The organism is Nocardiopsis sp. NPDC006139 (genome assembly GCF_040614155.1).
Taxonomy (GTDB): domain Bacteria; phylum Actinomycetota; class Actinomycetes; order Streptosporangiales; family Streptosporangiaceae; genus Nocardiopsis; species Nocardiopsis changdeensis.
The window spans coordinates 80,265-96,421 of the sequence record NZ_JBEXTT010000007.1 but is presented as its reverse complement, the minus strand read 5'-3'; the positions used below and the strand labels follow the sequence as shown (position 1 = coordinate 96,421).

Below are 16,157 nucleotides of genomic sequence, written 5' to 3'. Positions count from 1 at the left end.
GGTGCCCCATGGCTGGAGCCCGCCCGGTGGTGACAGCGTGGAAGTGTCCGGCCGGAGTCGAACCGGCCAGTGCCCCCATCCCCTGAAGCTCAGCAGGCCGGCGCAGTGTGAGTCGTGCCGGGATCGCTGAGCCGCACCGAAGGAGTTCTGCCTGTGGTCTCACCTGCGGCTCTCCGGGCGTCGTCGACATCTCCCACAGCTCCGGAACAACCACGCACCATCCGCCCGGACGCGGACCCGCGGTCAGGCCGGTTCATCGTTCTCGAGGGCCTGGCCGCCGTCGGAAAGAGCACGATCGCTCCCCTCCTGGCAGCCGCACTGGACGCGGAACTGGTGGAAACACAGCTCCCCGAGTTCACACAGGCCCGCCGCTATATGGACGAGCAGCGATCGGTCAACGCGCGCCTGCACTTCTGGATGATGGCCAACTACGCGGTGTCCGACATCGTGCGCGAGCACCTGCGGACAGGGCGGGACGTGGTGATCGAGAGCTACTTCTACCGCACCCTCGCCACCCACGCGGCGATGGGAGCACGGCATCTGCCCGAGGTCGATTGGGGCCGAGCGGCCGCACCGAACCTGGCGATCGAGCTCACCCTGCGCGAACCGCACCGTCAGCGGCGTCTCGCCGAACGCGAAAGCGGTGGGCCGGGACACCACTGGTCGGAACTGGCCGAGGCGGGATCGGCCACGCTGCGAAGCGTCTACGACTCGTTCGACCTGAGCCCGGTCGACACCACGGGCCTCACCCCAGAGCAGGTGGTCGGCACAGTCGAACGGCTGCTCGCGAAGCCGCACGTCGTGACGCTGTCCGGGGTGAGCGATGCCTGTTGAGACCCACCGCCGTGCGCTCGAACTCGCGGAAACACACGGAACTCCACTGCTGGTGTTCTCACCCGAGCGGCTTCAGTCCGCGGTGGACCGCCTCCAAGCCTTCACCCGCCGGCTGCCGTTCCCCACAGAGGTCTACTACTCGTACAAGACCAACTACCTCCCCCAGCTGTGTGCTCTGCTCTCAGATCACGGAATCGGGGCGGAAGTCACCTCGGCCCTCGAGTACCACCTGGCACGTCGGTACTGCACCCCACAGAGGATCGTGGTGAACGGAATCGGCAAGATGGCAGGGCTTCTCCAACACGCCGCCACCGGCGGCCGACCACGACTGGTGAACCTGGAGACCGATACCGAGATCGAACACCTGGGTGCACTCACGGGCGACGGAGACCCGCTCGCTGTAGGACTGCGTGCGTGCCTGCCGGGTGTTTCCGGCGAGCGCGGCAGCGACCCGTCGGTTCACTGGCGACGCGGCACCCCGAAGTTCGGCTGGAACAGCACCGGCGCCGAGGTCATCCGCGCAGCGCGCACGGTGGCCTCCACCCCCGGAGCGGTCTTGGACGCCCTTCACATACATGCCGGAAGTCAGGTCGTGTCCGCAGACTTCTACGAAGCCGTCCTGACCAAAACCTGCACTCTGCTCCAGCGGCTGCGCGCCGCCGGCATCACCACGGTCACCACACTCGACGTAGGCGGAGGACTCGCGTCCGGTTGGGTCGGTAAACGCCGAACCGGGCCACTGTTCGAAGCGCTGCACGCGGCTGGACTACGGATTCCCGCCCGAGAACAGAAAGCACCCGACCTGGACGGCATCGCCGCGGCCTTCCAACGCAACGCCGACCGGCTGCATCGACTCGGTATCCGACGCCTCATTCTGGAACCGGGCCGATACCTTGCCGAACCCGCCATGACCGCCGTCGCCACAGTCGTCGCCGTCCGAAAGGACGGACCCCGGCGGCACGCCGTTCTCGACATCGGCACGAACGCGCTGCACTGCTGGCGCTCGGACGAGAGACGACCGATCGTCTTCGCCCACCCCGACACTCCCGGTACCGCGACCCCGTGGACCGTGGTCGGGCCCCTGTGCCACCGCAGCGACAGTTTCGGCACCGTACACGGCCCCTCTGATCTCCGTCCTGGTACCCGCGTGTGCCTGGACGCCGTCGGCGCCTACTCAGTCGGCGACTGGATCGCCAACACCTGGATGCGCCCTCCCGTGGTCGCCACCGACGGAACCGTGCTGTGGCGACGGCAGGACACCGCCGACTTCCTCGCCCTGGCCCAGGACACCGAGGAGACGACGCCCCATGCCGGCTGATCCGCTGTCCTCCTCCACCGAGTTGACGCGCCTGCTGGAGGCGTGCCGAACCACTTTCCTGACATGCGCCCATCCGAGCGTCAAGGTCGCCGCCGCCGTCAGCGACAGCGACGGCGCGATCCACAACGGCGTGCAGGTGCGGTCGACCAACTGCAGCCACTGCGCCACCTGCGCAGAACCGGTCGCCCTCGGCGCCGCCCTGGCCGCAGGCGCCACCGCTCTCACCGCCTGCGTGGCCATGGTCCGCGACCACACGGGCATCCACGTCTGGTCCCCCTGCGGCACCTGCCGAGAGCTCCTGCGCGACTTGGGCGTACGCACCGTCGTGGTCGCCCAGACCCCGGACGGACACCCGATCACCGCCACACCTGACGAACTCCTGCCCTGGCCCTGATAGCCACCACCGGAGGAACCATCACGATGCTCACCGAGATCACCGGGATACACCGGATCCGCATGCTGTACCTGCAGCTGCTGTACCGCTGCAACTTCAGCTGCCGCCACTGCTTCCACGGCGAACTGCTCGCTTCTCCCGAGCACTACACCCTCGAGCAGGCGCAGACGATCCTGCGCCGCTTCCGAGACACCTACCGGCTCGAGGCCGTCACTCTCCTCGGCGGTGAGCCCCTGCTCTACCGGGACATCGTCGACCTGTGCCGCTACGCCAAGAACGACCTCGGCCTACGAACCGAGATGTGCAGCAACGCTCACCGCGGCTTCCGCAACACGGTGACCCGCCTCGCCCCGGTCCTGGACAAATTCCGAGTCTCCCTGGACGGCCTGGCCGACACGCACGACAGGATGCGCCAAAAGGGCAGCTTCACCGGCGCCATCGAGATGATCGACCATGCCCGAAACCTCGACGTCACCACCGGCGCCACCATGACCGTCACGGCGCACAACCTTGACCAGGTCGTCCCCCTCGCACGACTGCTTCAGCAGCACGGGGTCACCGAACTGAAGCTGCACGCGCTGCGCCTGGTGGGCAACGCTGTCGATAACCCCGACCTCCAAGTGGCCGGCACTTCCCGCTACGCCCGGCTGCACGAGCAGATCGCCCAAGCCGACCTGGACATCACGATCATCTACGACTCCGACCTCTCACCCGCTCCCGCCGGTTCTGCCTGTTCGAACCTGGTCACCGACGGCTGGCTCGACCGCATCGAATCCGACCCGCGTGGTGGCCTCACCGTGTCCTGTAAGGCCGTGGGCCGCGACGCCAACGCCTTCCGATGGGACAAGCAGGCCGAGAAGATCGTCCACGAGCCTCAGGAGAACGACGAATTCTCCCTGGCCATCCCCGACGTCGTCTATGTTGGTGGCTGAACGTGACGGTGCTGCCATACAGAGACCCGATGACTCATGCCGTGGCCGCCTCCCCCACTGAGAGCGTCTGGCAGGCGACCAAGACGTTCTTCCCGCTGTTCCTCGACCAGGTCGAAAGACATGGCGCTGAGACGGTGTGCGTCGTCGGCGCGTCCGACGGCAAGTACGTGCTGCCCCTCGCCCGGCGCGGGCTCCGCGTGATCGCCGTCGAACGCGATGTCCTCGCGCTCGACGGTGGCCCCATCACCCTGCCCGGCCCCCTACCGGGCACCATGACCGGTCTTCGCCGGCGACTGGCAGCCGAAGACCTGACCTCTCAGGTGACCATCCTCGAGGCCGACATCCTCGAACCCCCCGAAACCATCGAGACCGTCGATGCCGTGTGGACCAGCTGCTCCTGGCACTACAGCGTCAACCACCGCCGACCCCTGGCCGACTTCGTCACGGCCATGCAAAACCTCACCCGCACGGACGAGGGGCTCTTCGGAGCCGAGTACATGATGCCCGTCGAACCACGCCACTTCGCGAGTGAGCACTACCCGGAGGCTGGAGAGCTGCGCCGCTACTTCACCGGCTGGGACATCGCCTGGGAGGCGTACACGCCCGCCTTCGTCGAAGACCCCCACATCGAGCAACCACACCCGCATGTCCATCGCATGGGGCTGCTCATCGCCTCACGACCGACCAAGGAACCGATCTCAACATGACTCCTGAATTCGAAGCCCGCTTCCTGGCCATCGACACCGACGCCATCACCGGCCGGCTCCGAGAGCGTGGGGCGACCTGCACGATGCCCCGCACGCTCATGAGGCGCGTGGTCCTGAAGAACCAGGACATCAGCGACCGCGGCGGATGGCTGCGGCTGCGTGAGCAGGGCGACAGGACGATGCTCACCTACAAGCAGGTCAACGACGCCGACGGGGCCTCCGGTATCGACGGCATTCTGGAAGCCGAGGTCGAGGTCGCCGATTTCCACGCCGCCCAGCATCTGCTGGAGGCCATGGGGTTCGCGGCACTGCGCTACCAGGAGAACTACCGCGAGGAATGGCAGCTCGACGGCGTCACCTACGATCTCGACACCTGGCCGGACCTGCCCACCTACCTCGAGATCGAAGGCCCCGGTGAGGAGGCTGTCCGCGCCGCCGCGGCCATGCTCGACCTCGACTACGCCACCGCGACCTTCGGCAGCGTCGACGAGGTCTACCTCAAGGTGCTCAACCGTGACATCCTCGCCGAGTCCCGCCTCGTGTTCACTTCACCGACCCCGAGCGCCGAAAGCGTCCTGAGCGCCGACTGACCACTTCGGAGGGCGCTCTCGCGGGGCGGGTCGTCTGACCGAGACCACCGACGAGGCAAGGGCGGGAACTGCGCCTGAGCTGGGCGATCCTTCAAATAATCTGCCAACAATGTGTCCGAGACGGTGCGGGTCGTCGATGTGGGTTTCGATGACCCGCACCTGTTTTCAGGCTTCCAAGATTTCAAGCAGGCCGCGGCTTCGAAATCTTTGTCTGCGGTCACCACCAGTGCTTTCCCAAGTTGGGTTCGCTTGTCAGGGCGCTTATGCCAAGTCGTTCCTGTGGTATTCGCTGGCGCTCTTGGAGGAGAGAAAGAGTCCGAATTCTCAAAGACGCCGGAAGCCATCGGCAGGCCGCTGAATAATCCGATGATGCGTGTCGATTGCTTGCGTCTGGCCGCCTCCAAGAGGCGGAACCGTTGAGCAGGAAACGATAATGAGATTCCGCTGGCCTAATCTGCGGGAGTCCGAACTCTTCGGCCTGCGCGGCCGCGCTCGCAGCTATTTGAAGTCCTGCCAAATCCAGGTCGCCGAAATAGTAGACGCGCTCTGGTTGCGGTTCAAGCATAGAGATGCTCAGAACGCTCTGCGTGAAAGATGTACCGTGCCCCCAGCCTATGTGTAGGTTTGGTCGCCCATCTGGTTCAAAATTTCGGAAAGCAGTGAGAAAAGAATTGTAGGTGGCAAGGTTCTCAACGACGAGTAGGCGAGGACGTCCTTCTCCTGGCACATACTGTGATACGAATGGAAGTGGTGGTGTGAAGCATGACAGCGAGTCTAAATTCAGTGCGCCGGTCATGAAAAGCCTGGTCTTCAAATAGCGGTCGAGGGCCTTCTCGTCATCAAAGATTTCCAACGACCGCTCCTGTATCGGAGCTGGAACTGGTGTGGGGTTGTCACGCATCCACGCAGCTACCTGATCAAGGATCTTCTGCTCGTCAGCCCGGGTGGCGATCCGCCCCGCGGTTTCTAGGGCCTTGGGCCAGACGCGCCTCATCGGTTCCGGCTTGGGCGGTCCTGGAGGTATGACACGCACGACCCAGTGGGGTATCGGCGGAGATGCACGTCTATCCCAACCTGTCCGCGAGCTCTCCGATGGAAAAGCGATCTTGTCGGCAACGTGCAGTTCACTGAGAGCGGCATGTACCCTGGCGCGGCCCTGGGGATCACCGATCAGCCCGGGGTCGAATTCGTGTGCACATTTAAAGAGCACATCGGCCACGACTCGTTTGGTGCGGGAGCTTTCGATAGCACGGGCCATTTCAGAGGCCAGGGGAGACAGCCGCTGTTTTTCAGGTTCGCTCATATGTCTCCTGCCTCATGGCCGGAAGCGTCGTCCCAGGAGTGATCGTTATGTGCGACCCGGATCCCGGTGACACCTATGGCATCGTCTCCGTTCTCCTCCGCAACGATGTAGCGGCGGTTGCGGGTTCGTCCACCCCGGTTCTCAAGCCTGATGACGTTGGGGAACTGGATGACGGCTGCGGGATCCTTCACACCTGTGGTGTAGACGAGCTGCACCCCGTGTGAGGCGGCCACGCTCCGTTGCAACCGCACCAAGGAGGCTGAAGAAGCCCTACCGATGGGGTTGTCCAGCAGCAGCACCCCACCTGATCGGCCCCGGCGGCCGGTGTTCGCGGCGCGCAGTGCGGCCAGCGTGCAGTACAAGGCCACGCAGACGGTGAGTTTCTCGCCCCCGCTCCACTTGGCGAGCCGACTGATGTCCTCCGTAGTGCCGGTGACGTCTTCGGTGGGCTTGAGCACCTTGACCGTGAAGCCCCGAGGCCCTGCCGCTTCATGCACGGCTGCCTTGAGCATCGGCATTCCCTCGGGTTTGAGTCCTTTCTGTACCGTCCGGTCAATGATTCGCTCGGCATAGACGAGCAGATCCGATTCGCTGGGCCTGTCGAAGGTGATCCGAAGTATGTGCTTCCCTGACCAGGAACCGGAGGTGTTCTTCATTTGGGAGGCGCGTTCGGCTTTAGCGAGCACGTCGAGGCTCTCCTTGACCAGGTGGGCCAGGGCCTCGCTCAGAATGCTCTGGTCCTGGGCGATCGAGGCGAGTTCATCGTCCAGCGTCTGAGCACGCAGCCGCAGCCGATCGGCCAGGTCGGACGCATGGGAGCCGAGCACGGAAGGCTGGTCGTTGGCCACTCGGTCCTTGACCGGGCCGGAGACCCCCGGGAATCGCGCGGCGGTGCGACGTAGCTGATCCACGGAAGCCGTGAGCTCCGCGTTCGCCGTGTCGACCTTCTTCGCCGCGGCGGTAATGGCGTTCCTGGCCTCACGGGAGCGTTCCCTGGCGGTGTTCTCGTCATCAGTGAACAGGTCCGCCTCGGTGACGGCATCTTCTCCGGGTTTGGGAAGTGACTCCAACAGGGTGTCGAGGAGTTTTTGGCGAACACCAGAGCTCTGGATTCGTGCGTCCAGTTCTTGGATGACCGCTTCTGCCCAGGTGACCTTCTCTTGTGCCTGTTGGGTGAGTACTTCCTGCTCGGCAGCCAAGGAGTCGGCCTGTGCCGAATCGACGGGTACCGTGGGCAGGGCGCGGCGCGGTTTCTGCCGCACCTCTTCAATAGTCCTGAGATCGGCTTCGCACTGTTCAACCCTGCCCTGTGCGATGCCATGTTCTCGGTCAGCGGTTTCCGAGGCTGCACGGGCTTCCTCGAGCGCCGAGTCTCGAAGATGCCGGTCTTGCCCCTCTGGTGAGGCGAGAAGTCGACTTGCGACCTCACGCACCTGCGAAGTGAGTGTGCCCAGTTCCTGCCGGGCAGAGGCGACGCGTTGGGTGAGGCTCTGGACACGGTCGGCCAGTACTGATGCGGACGCGCGCTGCCTCAGCGCGCTCAGCGCATTCTGCTGGTTGTGGCGCAGGGTGTCCAGCGGTACGGCAGAGTCGTCCGACATCTCGACCTGAACCGACAGTTCATCGGGACTGCCGGGGATCTCGTCGCTTTCCGCTCGGTAGCGCTGGGCCTGACGCTGTTTGGCGCTGGCTTCGGACTCCTTGGCCTGGGCCGTGAGCAGTGCTTGTGTGGCAGCACGGTCGTGCGTCTCTTCCCGTGCGACGGCATCGCTTTTGCGCAGTCGGGCGTCGGCTTCGCACCGTTGCCACGACTCCTTCTCCGCAAACGAAGGGAGCAGGTCCTCGAGCCAGCCGATGGTTGCGCCCAGACGACGTGACTCCTCGACGAGTTCGGCACGGCGGGGCTCATCCAGTTCATCGCGGTCGTTCAGGCTCTGAAGTTCCAGCCGAAGTGTTTCGGCTTCCTCATCGAACCCCGTGATCTTCTGGTCGAGGCCGTCGATCTCCTCATTCAGCGCCTCCAGGTGTCCGGCAGGGCAGTCATCAAGGAACGCGATGATCGCGCGGCGCAACTCCTCGTCGGCGTCGTGCTGGGCGGCCAGTTCCCGTTCCATCCGTTGATGGACGTGCGCCTGCTCCTTCAGGATCCGTACCGTCGCCTCCGCTTCGACGGGATCGACCAGACCTGGTTGAAGGGCGGTCCAGGCAGGTTCGGTACCGGAGCTGTTCGTGGAGCCGCCGTGGATGATGGCGTCAGCGGCTTCCACGGAGTAGAGGCCGACAAGGTTCGTGGTCACGACACTCTGAGCGTTCAGAGTACGCACGGCTTCGAGGACCGACTCGGTCGGTACCACGACGCCGCACCCCAGTCGGGCTACCTCCGGAGTATCCAGGAGGGTGATGAGGCGGTCAGCGGACACGACCTCGCGGAGGTGGGACCATCCCGCCTGGGTGGGGATGCCCGCGCTGGTGAGTGCATGCTCGACGCGTTCGGTATCCAGCCCGGGCGGAAGCACATGGTCGCGTTGCTGAGCCTCGATGGTGTGCTGGTCGGCATGCCGCTCGGCCCGGCGAAGGATGCGCTCGTTGTCGGCCGAGAGCGCGGCGTCGCTCAGCCGGCGCTGAAGCAGCGCTGCTTCCGACCACAGATCGATGCCGGTGGTGTCATCGGCTTCGGCGAGTTCACGGAGCCGTTCGGAGCCTGTCAATACGTTCAGCCGCTGATCCAGCCCAGCTCGGCGCTGTGCCGTTGCGGTCCTGGCGTGTTCTGCCGCGCTGCGTTCATGCGCCAGGGATGTCTGCCGTGCCGTGATCTTGTCACGGCGCCGCCGACGATCTTCCGCTTGCTCGGAAAGCTCCGTGACGCGGTTGTCGACCCGGCCCTGTTGCTCCGTGACTGTCGTCAGATGCTGGTCGGGGGATGTGGATTCCGTGGGCAGGTGGCCGCGTTCCACCCCTCGGCTGATCTGCTGGGCGAGCATGGTCAGCCGCTCACGAGCCTTGGTCTCGTCTGCCGCGGCCTTGTCCCGATCGGCGCGTGCCGTCCCAGCGAGTTCCTTCTCCGCGGCTGCGGACTCCAGGGCTGTTCCTCGTTGTTCATCTGCCAGTTCAGCCCCGAAATCGGCTTCCTCGGCGAGCCTGGCCAGCCGTAGTTTCAGCAGCACTGCCTTGCGGGCGTGCTCCTCACGCAGCGGAGCGAGTTCGTTTTCCTCAGCGGCCGCGTCCAGTTCCGCTTGGGCGAGCTCGCCTTCCAGGGTGGCGAAGGCGGCCAGTTTCCCAGTGGCCTCCCAAGCCCGGCTGATGGCGCGAGCTTCCTCAGCTCGTTCGTATGCGGAACGTTCCTCGGCTTCGGCCTCGCGTAGACGCAGCCGGGCGGCCTCCCGACGGTACAGATAAAGCAGCCCACCGCTCTGCGAGCGTTCGTTGTTGGCCGCGCTTCTCTGCTCCTGGATGACCTTCTTCTGCGACTCGAGATCCTTCAGATCCGCACCGATCTTGGCGACCGAGGAGGCGAAAGAGGACGCCAACCGCATCGCGGACATATCGGCCACCGAGAGCTCATCGTTGGCGGACTGCAGTTTGCGATGACGCGAGTCCACCTCGTCCAGGCCTGTCGCCGCCGCGTTGCAGAAATCACGTTCCTCGATCTTGCGGGGCTTGGCGGACAGTAGTTCGGTGACGCTGGCCAGTCTGCGGGCCACACCGGCGGGCGCCTCCGGCTGAGTGGTCAGATCGAGGAGGAAATCGATGAAGTCCTTGGCAGCGGGGAACTTGAACATGTCCTCCACCCCGCCCTCGACATGGTTCATCTGCTTCTGGATCCGGAAGATCTCCGGATCCAGGTGGCGGTCCAGCAGCGCCTTGTTCCACACGTACTGTTTGTCCGTCACCACGAGGTCGGCGTGACGCATATGCGGTTTCGCCATGTCCTTCAGCGCTTCCAGGAAGGCGCTCGCCCGGCGGGGCTTGCCCGCCTCGTCGGTGAAGGGGAGGTTCTCCAGGTCCAGAAGAGACGGCAGCATGCGGAAGAGGTAGAAGCTGCTGTTCAGGCGGTCCCGTGACTCGGTGGCTTTGACAGGTCGGCGTAGGTCGGCCCATTCATGGACGACGCCGGTGATGAGGACGTCCTCCGGATCGCCCAGCAGCGTCCGGGCGGTTTCCATGGGTTGCCAGACAGCGGTCACGTGAGAGGTGTCGCCCGAGTCCACGTAGTCGGTCAGGTGCCGCTGGACCGCTCGCCCCATGAAGTCGTTGGCACGAGGCAGAAGCTGCGCGTACAGCAGTGACAGGATGCTGGACTTGCCGCCGCCGTTGCGAAGCCAGACCACCGAGTCGTGGGGGAGCGCACCCTCGTCGGTCGGAGCGGTCAGATCGAGGGTCAGGTCGGTGAACCGGGCCGACCGCTCGCCGACGGAACGGAATCGTAGAGCTGCCAGTTGGTATGTCATCCGTCGCTCTCCTCGCTGGTCGGGTCCGTTCCCCGCTGAGCTCGGCGGAGTTCTGCGATGAAGGTGTAGGCGCGTTCGAGCGCGATCTCCCTGGCCTGTACGCGAAACCGCTCGGTTAGCGTCCACGTTCCACTGACCGAAGGGTCGGCGCGCGCCATTCCCTGCCCTGTGAGCCAGGAGAGGATGGATTCGACCCAGAAGCGAGTGCACTTGGTCGTCAGCCTGCCGGCTCGGGGCCCCTGCTTCCCGTAGTCCGTGGATGGCATGTTCAGATAGATCCGCCAGGCCTCGTCCAGCCCTTCTTCCGGGATGATCTCCCCGGCCGCGTCGTGTGTGCGTAGTTGTTCGCACAACTCGCGCAGCCAGGTGTCCAGATCCTTGGAGGGGACGCGCCGGACCCTGTCGTCATCGAGCTCCTGGGCGCTGGGAAAGGCGAAGGCGACGAGGCCCGTGAGAACCAGCCCGGCCAGGATCTTGTGCTCGGGTTTGCCGGTGTTGGGCATGTCCGAGAGCCGAAACGCCAGTGGGGATTCCGGTTGGACACCGAGGATCAGACCGAAGTCTCCGTCGGAAAGCACCTGTGCCCCGAGGCCGTGGAGCATGGCGTTAGTGGCCGTCTTGAAGTTCAGGTCCGTGCGGTAGCGGCTCAGCACCCGCTGATATTCCGGGTTGCGGCCCGGCCGCTGCGTGGGACGCAGGGCCCAGGCGACCAGCGTTCCGATGTCGGTGTGATCGTTGTCGGTCAGGCTCATGTCGGCTCCTCGATCGAGGAAGGTGAGGTGCTGAGAAACACAGAAGGAGTGGGATTCGCCTCCGCGAGGCTGTTGGGGTCGCGGGCGACGATCACGTCGTCGCCAGCCCAACCAGGGAGGCGCAGGCGGATTCCGTCACCGTCGACGGCGGTTCTTCGACCGAGGACCGTGGCCATGAGGTCATCCGCCAACCGTCCTTCGTCGTCATCTGCATCCTCTGGGGAGAAAGCCCACAGGACAGCCAGGTTCAGGACTTCAGCGCCCTGTTGGCGGATGCTGGCGGAGGCTTCCTGTGGATCGTCGTAGCAGGCGGAGATGAGGGTCGACAGACGGGCGGGGAGCCCCACTCGTTCGACGGCACGGACTGCGACGCCGATGATCTCGGACCGGAGGAGCGGTACAGGGGGGTCGGCCAGGTCGTGTTCTTCGTCTTCGCCATGATTGTTGGACTCGGCTCTGGTGTGCCGTGACCACAGATCATTGACAAGTCGGTACAAACGGGGAAGGCGGGGCGCCCTGGGGCCCCACATGTCGACAAGGAACCTCTCAGCGAGGGTTCCGGCATCGGTGCGGTTCAGTTCCAGAACCGGCATCAGGACATCCTGGTGCGGGTCAGGCAGATTGAGCAGCGCGGGTGGCCGGAACGCCTGTCGCTCCTGTTCGTCCAGGAACACGCCGCGTGCGGAGATGACCCGCTGGTGCAGGGACTCGTGACGCTCTTGGCACTCCTCCAACAGTTGGCCGATACGCAGCGCTGCCTTCAAGAGACGGGAATCCGTGCTGGTCAGCGCCTCCCGAATCTTTGTCAGCAGGTTCCGCTCGACTCTGAGACGCTCGTGTATGTGGTCTCTTGCCCTCCCAAGCTGATCCGGTACGGCTACCGCCCACTCCTCTTCCACGACCCGGAGATCACGGCGGGTCTGCCGGATGAGACGGTCCAATTCCTCGGCCAGCCTCATCGAGAGGAGTCTGGCGCGTTCGGCGGATCTGACCGCTGGTTCGAAGTCGTTGCGGGCCAGCTGCCGTTCCAGGATCAGTTCGGTCGCGACCTGTTCGTCTTCGACGTCGAAGTCCAGACCACCGATGAGCGCGTTGATCGCGTCTTTGGTCGCTCGTAGGACGTTCTCGTCCCGTGCCGGGTGGTCGTGCTCGACCAAGAGGGAGAAAGGCACTTCGCGCTGCCGATGGACGAGGTCAGGAGATGAGTAGTCGCTCGTCACATAACGGAACGGCACCTGGCGAGCCGACCGGTTCAACAGGGAATCCACCACGAAAACGGCAACATCCGAGTGCTCGTCAGGCGATCGGTCGGGAGCAGCCACTTCGGCAAGCTGGGACAGTGCCTGGATCACGTCTCCACGGGTCGCTTCCAGTTCGAACCCCTGTCGGGAGACCACCAGGTCTATAGCGGCCAAAGCCAGTGTCACGATGTCGTAGGTATCTTCAGGCCATCTGCGGCGCTGAGCTGCTTGCATGGCCTCGATAACGGGACTGAACCGCAGGAAGGCGGCTACCCGAGCAGGGAAGGAAGGCTCGTGCACGCTCAGGCCGTCGGTGCCGACCGTGAACGAGCCTGGCGCCTGTCCACCGACTTCTGGCCCGGTGTGCTCTTCTCCTGCCTCGTCGTCCTCTTCGAACAGGAACTCCATATGACCGCTCTCCGCCGTTCTGGCCTATCCACCCGGAATAGTAGAAGGAGGCCATGACATTTTCCGGAGTTTGGCCTGATCTGGCCTGATCATTTTGCTCTACTGTGTCCGGATCCCTGAAGGCTTCGTCGTTGGAGCCGAAGTCTGAGGTTCAGGTGTCCTGTGGCCTGGGGTGATGCTGTCGAAGTAGATGTGAGGCGCGGGAGGGAGCGGGGCGGAAGGCGATGCAAGGGCCCCTGGCCCCCCATTTTCGCGAACGTACGTTCTATTTTTCCAGAGCTGCGGACTCATGCTTGAGGACTCCGCAAAAATGACGGTGTGCCAAGCAGTGCCGAGATGAAGGGAAACGCCTTCGTAAGGCGGTCTCCTGTGATCGACTGGTGTCATGGCTCGAAGATTCCCGCCTCTGAGTTCTTGGCAGGTCGAAGTGCTCAGGTGGATCTCGAACGGGTGCCCTGCGGGTGGGATGCAGGGCTACACCTACAAGACCACTGCGGTCGCTCTTCAGGGACGGCGCCTGGTCGTGGTGAGCAAACGAGGGGGCACCTGGTCGGCCACCATCACACCGGATGGCAGGTACTACCTCCAACACGGGAACTACCGGTCGGCCGAGCAGCCGACCCGGCGATCAGTTCCACTGGACCCCGGAGCTTCGTCTGGCGCTTTGAAACCGGTGAGTGAAGGTGGTCCGGCTCCGGACGCGACAGTCCGTGCGATGAGGGCTGGCGCGGCCAGGAAACACAAGACGTTCAAGACCAAGCACGTCGAAACCCCGGAGACCTTCATGCGGTACCGAGTCATGGTGACACGTGTTCAGGTGGCGGAGAGGTACATCCGGGCTGCCGATGAAGAGGATGCTGCTCAGAAGGTCCGAGAGGAGTTCGACCGCCCCTACGGGTACTTCGGATCATGGAAGACCACAGCTTCTGAAGTGGAAGTGGTAGGGGCCGAAGAGACCGTCATCGTCCAACAGCCCCACCCACTGTCACCGGAGGGTCCACTCCTTCTGAGCTTGAAGGACACAGGCAAGGCCCTGGGACTCTCGTACTCCACCGTCTATGAGCTCGTCACCCGGGGGGAGATCGAACATGTGACGGTTGGAGCCCGGAAGTACATATCCCGTGAAGCGCTGGCCCACTTCATCCAACAGAACACGCACCGCGGCTACCACAGATGAACTTTGCGTACCTTTGGAACGAGGCATCTCCGGGGCATGCTCAGCGGCGCCACCACGAGGGCCGTCTCCGGTCGCGATAGTGCCAACGCTCTTCCTGTTCGTACCCCCTGCGGTTCGCTTCATCGGGCTCTGGCCTGTAGCGGTACTCGCGTCGCGGCCCATGCGGACTCCAATCGCCTAGGAATGGCCTCAATTCATCCGGTGATGGGTCGGCATCGAAGTCCTGGTTTCTCACGCCAGAAACCGAACGAACAGGGTCCCACTGCTCGGCCGTCTCCTCTCCCCAGCGGGCCCACCGCAGCAACAGCTCAGCTTGTGATGAGTCCTCGCAGCGGCCCGCTTCCTCCTCCAAGGCCTTGCAAAAACTCCGGATCTCGTTGACGGTGTGCCATGACTCCAGGGCCTCACGGAACAGCATGCTCCGTCTGGCAGCGACAGCCTGCTCCACCGCGCCGGCCATGGCCTCCTCCCAGTCGGCTCGCTCCTGCGCCTTCCGGCGCTCCTCCTGCTCTCTCCACTCTTGGAGTTGGCGCTCATGGGCCGCTTTGGCCTCGTCCGCAGCTTTCGATCGGTGCTCAAGTTCCGGGACCACATCACGGACCCGGTTCTCCAGGCGTCGCCGTCCCTGGTCGCTCCAGTCCGTGGTTTCGGCGTGCCTTTGGGGGGAGATCGTGAGCTGAAGGCGACCGGTCCATCTGAGTTCGTACACGGGGCGCGGCAACAAGTAGTGGTTGCCCGAGCGGTTTCTGAGTCGTGTGTCCGAGGGTTTCTCCAACCGCTCACGTTCTTCCACCACCGCCAAGTCGTACTGGTGTCCGCCGACCATGGTGAACAACGTGGTGCCTCTGCGCCTCTTTGCCAGGATGAGCCGGTAGCCCTTCCTGTTCAGAGCTTTGCCGAGGGATTCGATGACGGTCAGTGCTCGCGGGCGAAGGGCTTCTGAGACTCCCAGCGGAGAAGGATCACGCCGGAGCTCTTCGATGATGGCGGTCATGCCGGTGTACGTGCTGCCGTTGGTGATCCGGATCTTGTTCCACTCGGTCTCGCCACCGTTCGCCGGGTCGATCAGACAGATGACCAGGTCGCCTGTGCTGCGCCCTATGTACCTGAGAGATCTGCCCTCGGGTACGAGGTCGTACCGCTTGGCGCGGTCGATCGCCCTTCGGTAGCGCGCCCTGGTTTCCAGGTCCGGGCTTTCGACGCGGAGGACACCTCCTCCGGCGTTCAAGTCGGCGATCAGCTTTGCCGCATCGTTCGAAGAAGCGGGACGCGAAGTGAGGGCATTCTCCGGCGTTGTCCTCGCCGGACGTTCCCTCTCCTTGGCGTCACTCCCAGGGGAAGGCCTGTCCGGATGGTGCCCGTGCTCCAGATAGAAGCGGCCGGCATCGGTGAGGCGAGCTTGCCACTTGCCCTGCTTCTTGCCCGCGGTGACCAGACCTCGGTCGCGGAGTGCATAGGCCGACCGGCGGTACCTGGCCCCTTCCTGGCCGCCGAGGTCGACGCCTTCGGCGATTTTGGACAGTACGGAGAGCTGTAGTTCATTGAGTGGATCCCAGCGACGCATAGCCCTTCCTTCCGGCTCCGAGGCCGCCCTTCCGCCTTGGGAGACACCGGAGACCCGGGGTATGAGTGCTCCGAACCTACAGCAGTGAGCAGTGGCGAGCCGGGGCAACCGAAAAACGGAGATGTCTCCGTTGAGAAGAAGCCGGGGAGACCCCGTCCTGGGTTGTCGACCCGAGTTGCCGAAGGTCTCTCATCGGTTACGGCAACGTTCCTGGTCTCGGGAGTGCCGGTGGCCGACCTTTTTGCTCTGAGGCAGGGGTATCCGGGACGGGGCCGTTGTGGTTCGGCTTGAACCAGGGCCGCATCTGCATGGGCAGAGGAACTGAGAACTCCTGCGCAGGAGGAGATCCTTGCGGACCCGGGCGAGGTGGTCGAGACTGCCACGTTCGTGGCAGCCCAACACCGTCTTTCGGAAACGAAGAATGGCCCCAATGAAGAAGGGTCTCTATGAGATACAGGGCGAGCCGGATGTTCAGGTGAGGGTGCCCCT

General features: G+C 64.2%; 12 protein-coding genes. 8 read left to right on the top strand and 4 right to left on the bottom strand.

Going from position 1 to position 16,157, the window contains the following annotated elements; all coding sequences use genetic code 11:
• Positions 1 to 153: 153 nt before the first annotated feature.
• The 7 genes from ABZ249_RS11190 (at position 154) to ABZ249_RS11160 (ending at position 5,195) form a co-directional block, all read left to right on the top strand.
• Positions 154 to 834: an AAA family ATPase gene (locus tag ABZ249_RS11190; protein WP_248772885.1), complete on the top strand. Its 681-nt coding sequence runs from the start codon at positions 154 to 156 to the stop codon at positions 832 to 834.
• On the top strand, positions 824 to 2,152 hold the full coding sequence (locus tag ABZ249_RS11185) for a hypothetical protein (protein ID WP_355260485.1): 1,329 nt from the start codon (positions 824 to 826) through the stop codon (positions 2,150 to 2,152). The genes ABZ249_RS11190 and ABZ249_RS11185 overlap by 11 nt, the downstream gene beginning before the upstream one ends.
• On the top strand, positions 2,142 to 2,546 hold the full coding sequence (locus ABZ249_RS11180; RefSeq protein WP_248772887.1) for a hypothetical protein: 405 nt from the start codon (positions 2,142 to 2,144) through the stop codon (positions 2,544 to 2,546). The genes ABZ249_RS11185 and ABZ249_RS11180 overlap by 11 nt, the downstream gene beginning before the upstream one ends.
• A gap of 26 nt (positions 2,547 to 2,572) precedes the next feature.
• Positions 2,573 to 3,478 carry a radical SAM protein gene (locus ABZ249_RS11175; protein ID WP_355260482.1) on the top strand — a complete coding sequence of 302 codons (906 nt, stop codon included), beginning with the start codon at positions 2,573 to 2,575 and terminating at the stop codon, positions 3,476 to 3,478.
• Positions 3,479 to 3,507: 29 nt separating this feature from the next.
• Complete coding sequence (locus tag ABZ249_RS11170) at positions 3,508 to 4,185, top strand: class I SAM-dependent methyltransferase (RefSeq protein ID WP_248772889.1); 678 nt, start codon at positions 3,508 to 3,510, stop codon at positions 4,183 to 4,185.
• Complete coding sequence (locus tag ABZ249_RS11165) at positions 4,182 to 4,775, top strand: CYTH domain-containing protein (RefSeq protein ID WP_355260478.1); 594 nt, start codon at positions 4,182 to 4,184, stop codon at positions 4,773 to 4,775. The genes ABZ249_RS11170 and ABZ249_RS11165 overlap by 4 nt, the downstream gene beginning before the upstream one ends.
• Positions 4,776 to 4,886: 111 nt before the next feature.
• Positions 4,887 to 5,195 (top strand): hypothetical protein, encoded by a 309-nt coding sequence (locus ABZ249_RS11160; protein ID WP_355260475.1) that lies wholly within the window; start codon positions 4,887 to 4,889, stop codon positions 5,193 to 5,195.
• A gap of 879 nt (positions 5,196 to 6,074) precedes the next feature.
• Here ABZ249_RS11160 and ABZ249_RS11155 read toward each other — a convergent pair.
• The 3 genes from ABZ249_RS11155 to ABZ249_RS11145 are packed head-to-tail and all read right to left on the bottom strand — an operon-like array spanning position 6,075 to position 12,927.
• Positions 6,075 to 10,526, bottom strand: coding sequence for a hypothetical protein (locus ABZ249_RS11155; protein WP_355260472.1), 4,452 nt, complete (start codon positions 10,524 to 10,526; stop codon positions 6,075 to 6,077).
• A complete protein-coding gene (locus ABZ249_RS11150) occupies positions 10,523 to 11,278 on the bottom strand; it encodes a hypothetical protein (RefSeq protein ID WP_248772893.1) in 756 nt (251 codons plus the stop codon). The genes ABZ249_RS11155 and ABZ249_RS11150 overlap by 4 nt, the downstream gene beginning before the upstream one ends.
• On the bottom strand, positions 11,275 to 12,927 hold the full coding sequence (locus tag ABZ249_RS11145) for a hypothetical protein (protein WP_355260468.1): 1,653 nt from the start codon (positions 12,925 to 12,927) through the stop codon (positions 11,275 to 11,277). The genes ABZ249_RS11150 and ABZ249_RS11145 overlap by 4 nt, the downstream gene beginning before the upstream one ends.
• 715 nt (positions 12,928 to 13,642) lie before the next feature.
• On the opposite strand from ABZ249_RS11145, the gene ABZ249_RS11140 reads away from it, so the two are divergent.
• A complete protein-coding gene (locus ABZ249_RS11140) occupies positions 13,643 to 14,104 on the top strand; it encodes a helix-turn-helix domain-containing protein (RefSeq protein WP_355260465.1) in 462 nt (153 codons plus the stop codon).
• A 40-nt stretch (positions 14,105 to 14,144) separates the two neighbouring features.
• On the opposite strand, the gene ABZ249_RS11135 is transcribed toward ABZ249_RS11140, so the two are convergent.
• Complete coding sequence (locus ABZ249_RS11135) at positions 14,145 to 15,668, bottom strand: hypothetical protein (RefSeq protein ID WP_355260462.1); 1,524 nt, start codon at positions 15,666 to 15,668, stop codon at positions 14,145 to 14,147.
• Between the last annotated feature and the right edge of the window lie 489 nt (positions 15,669 to 16,157).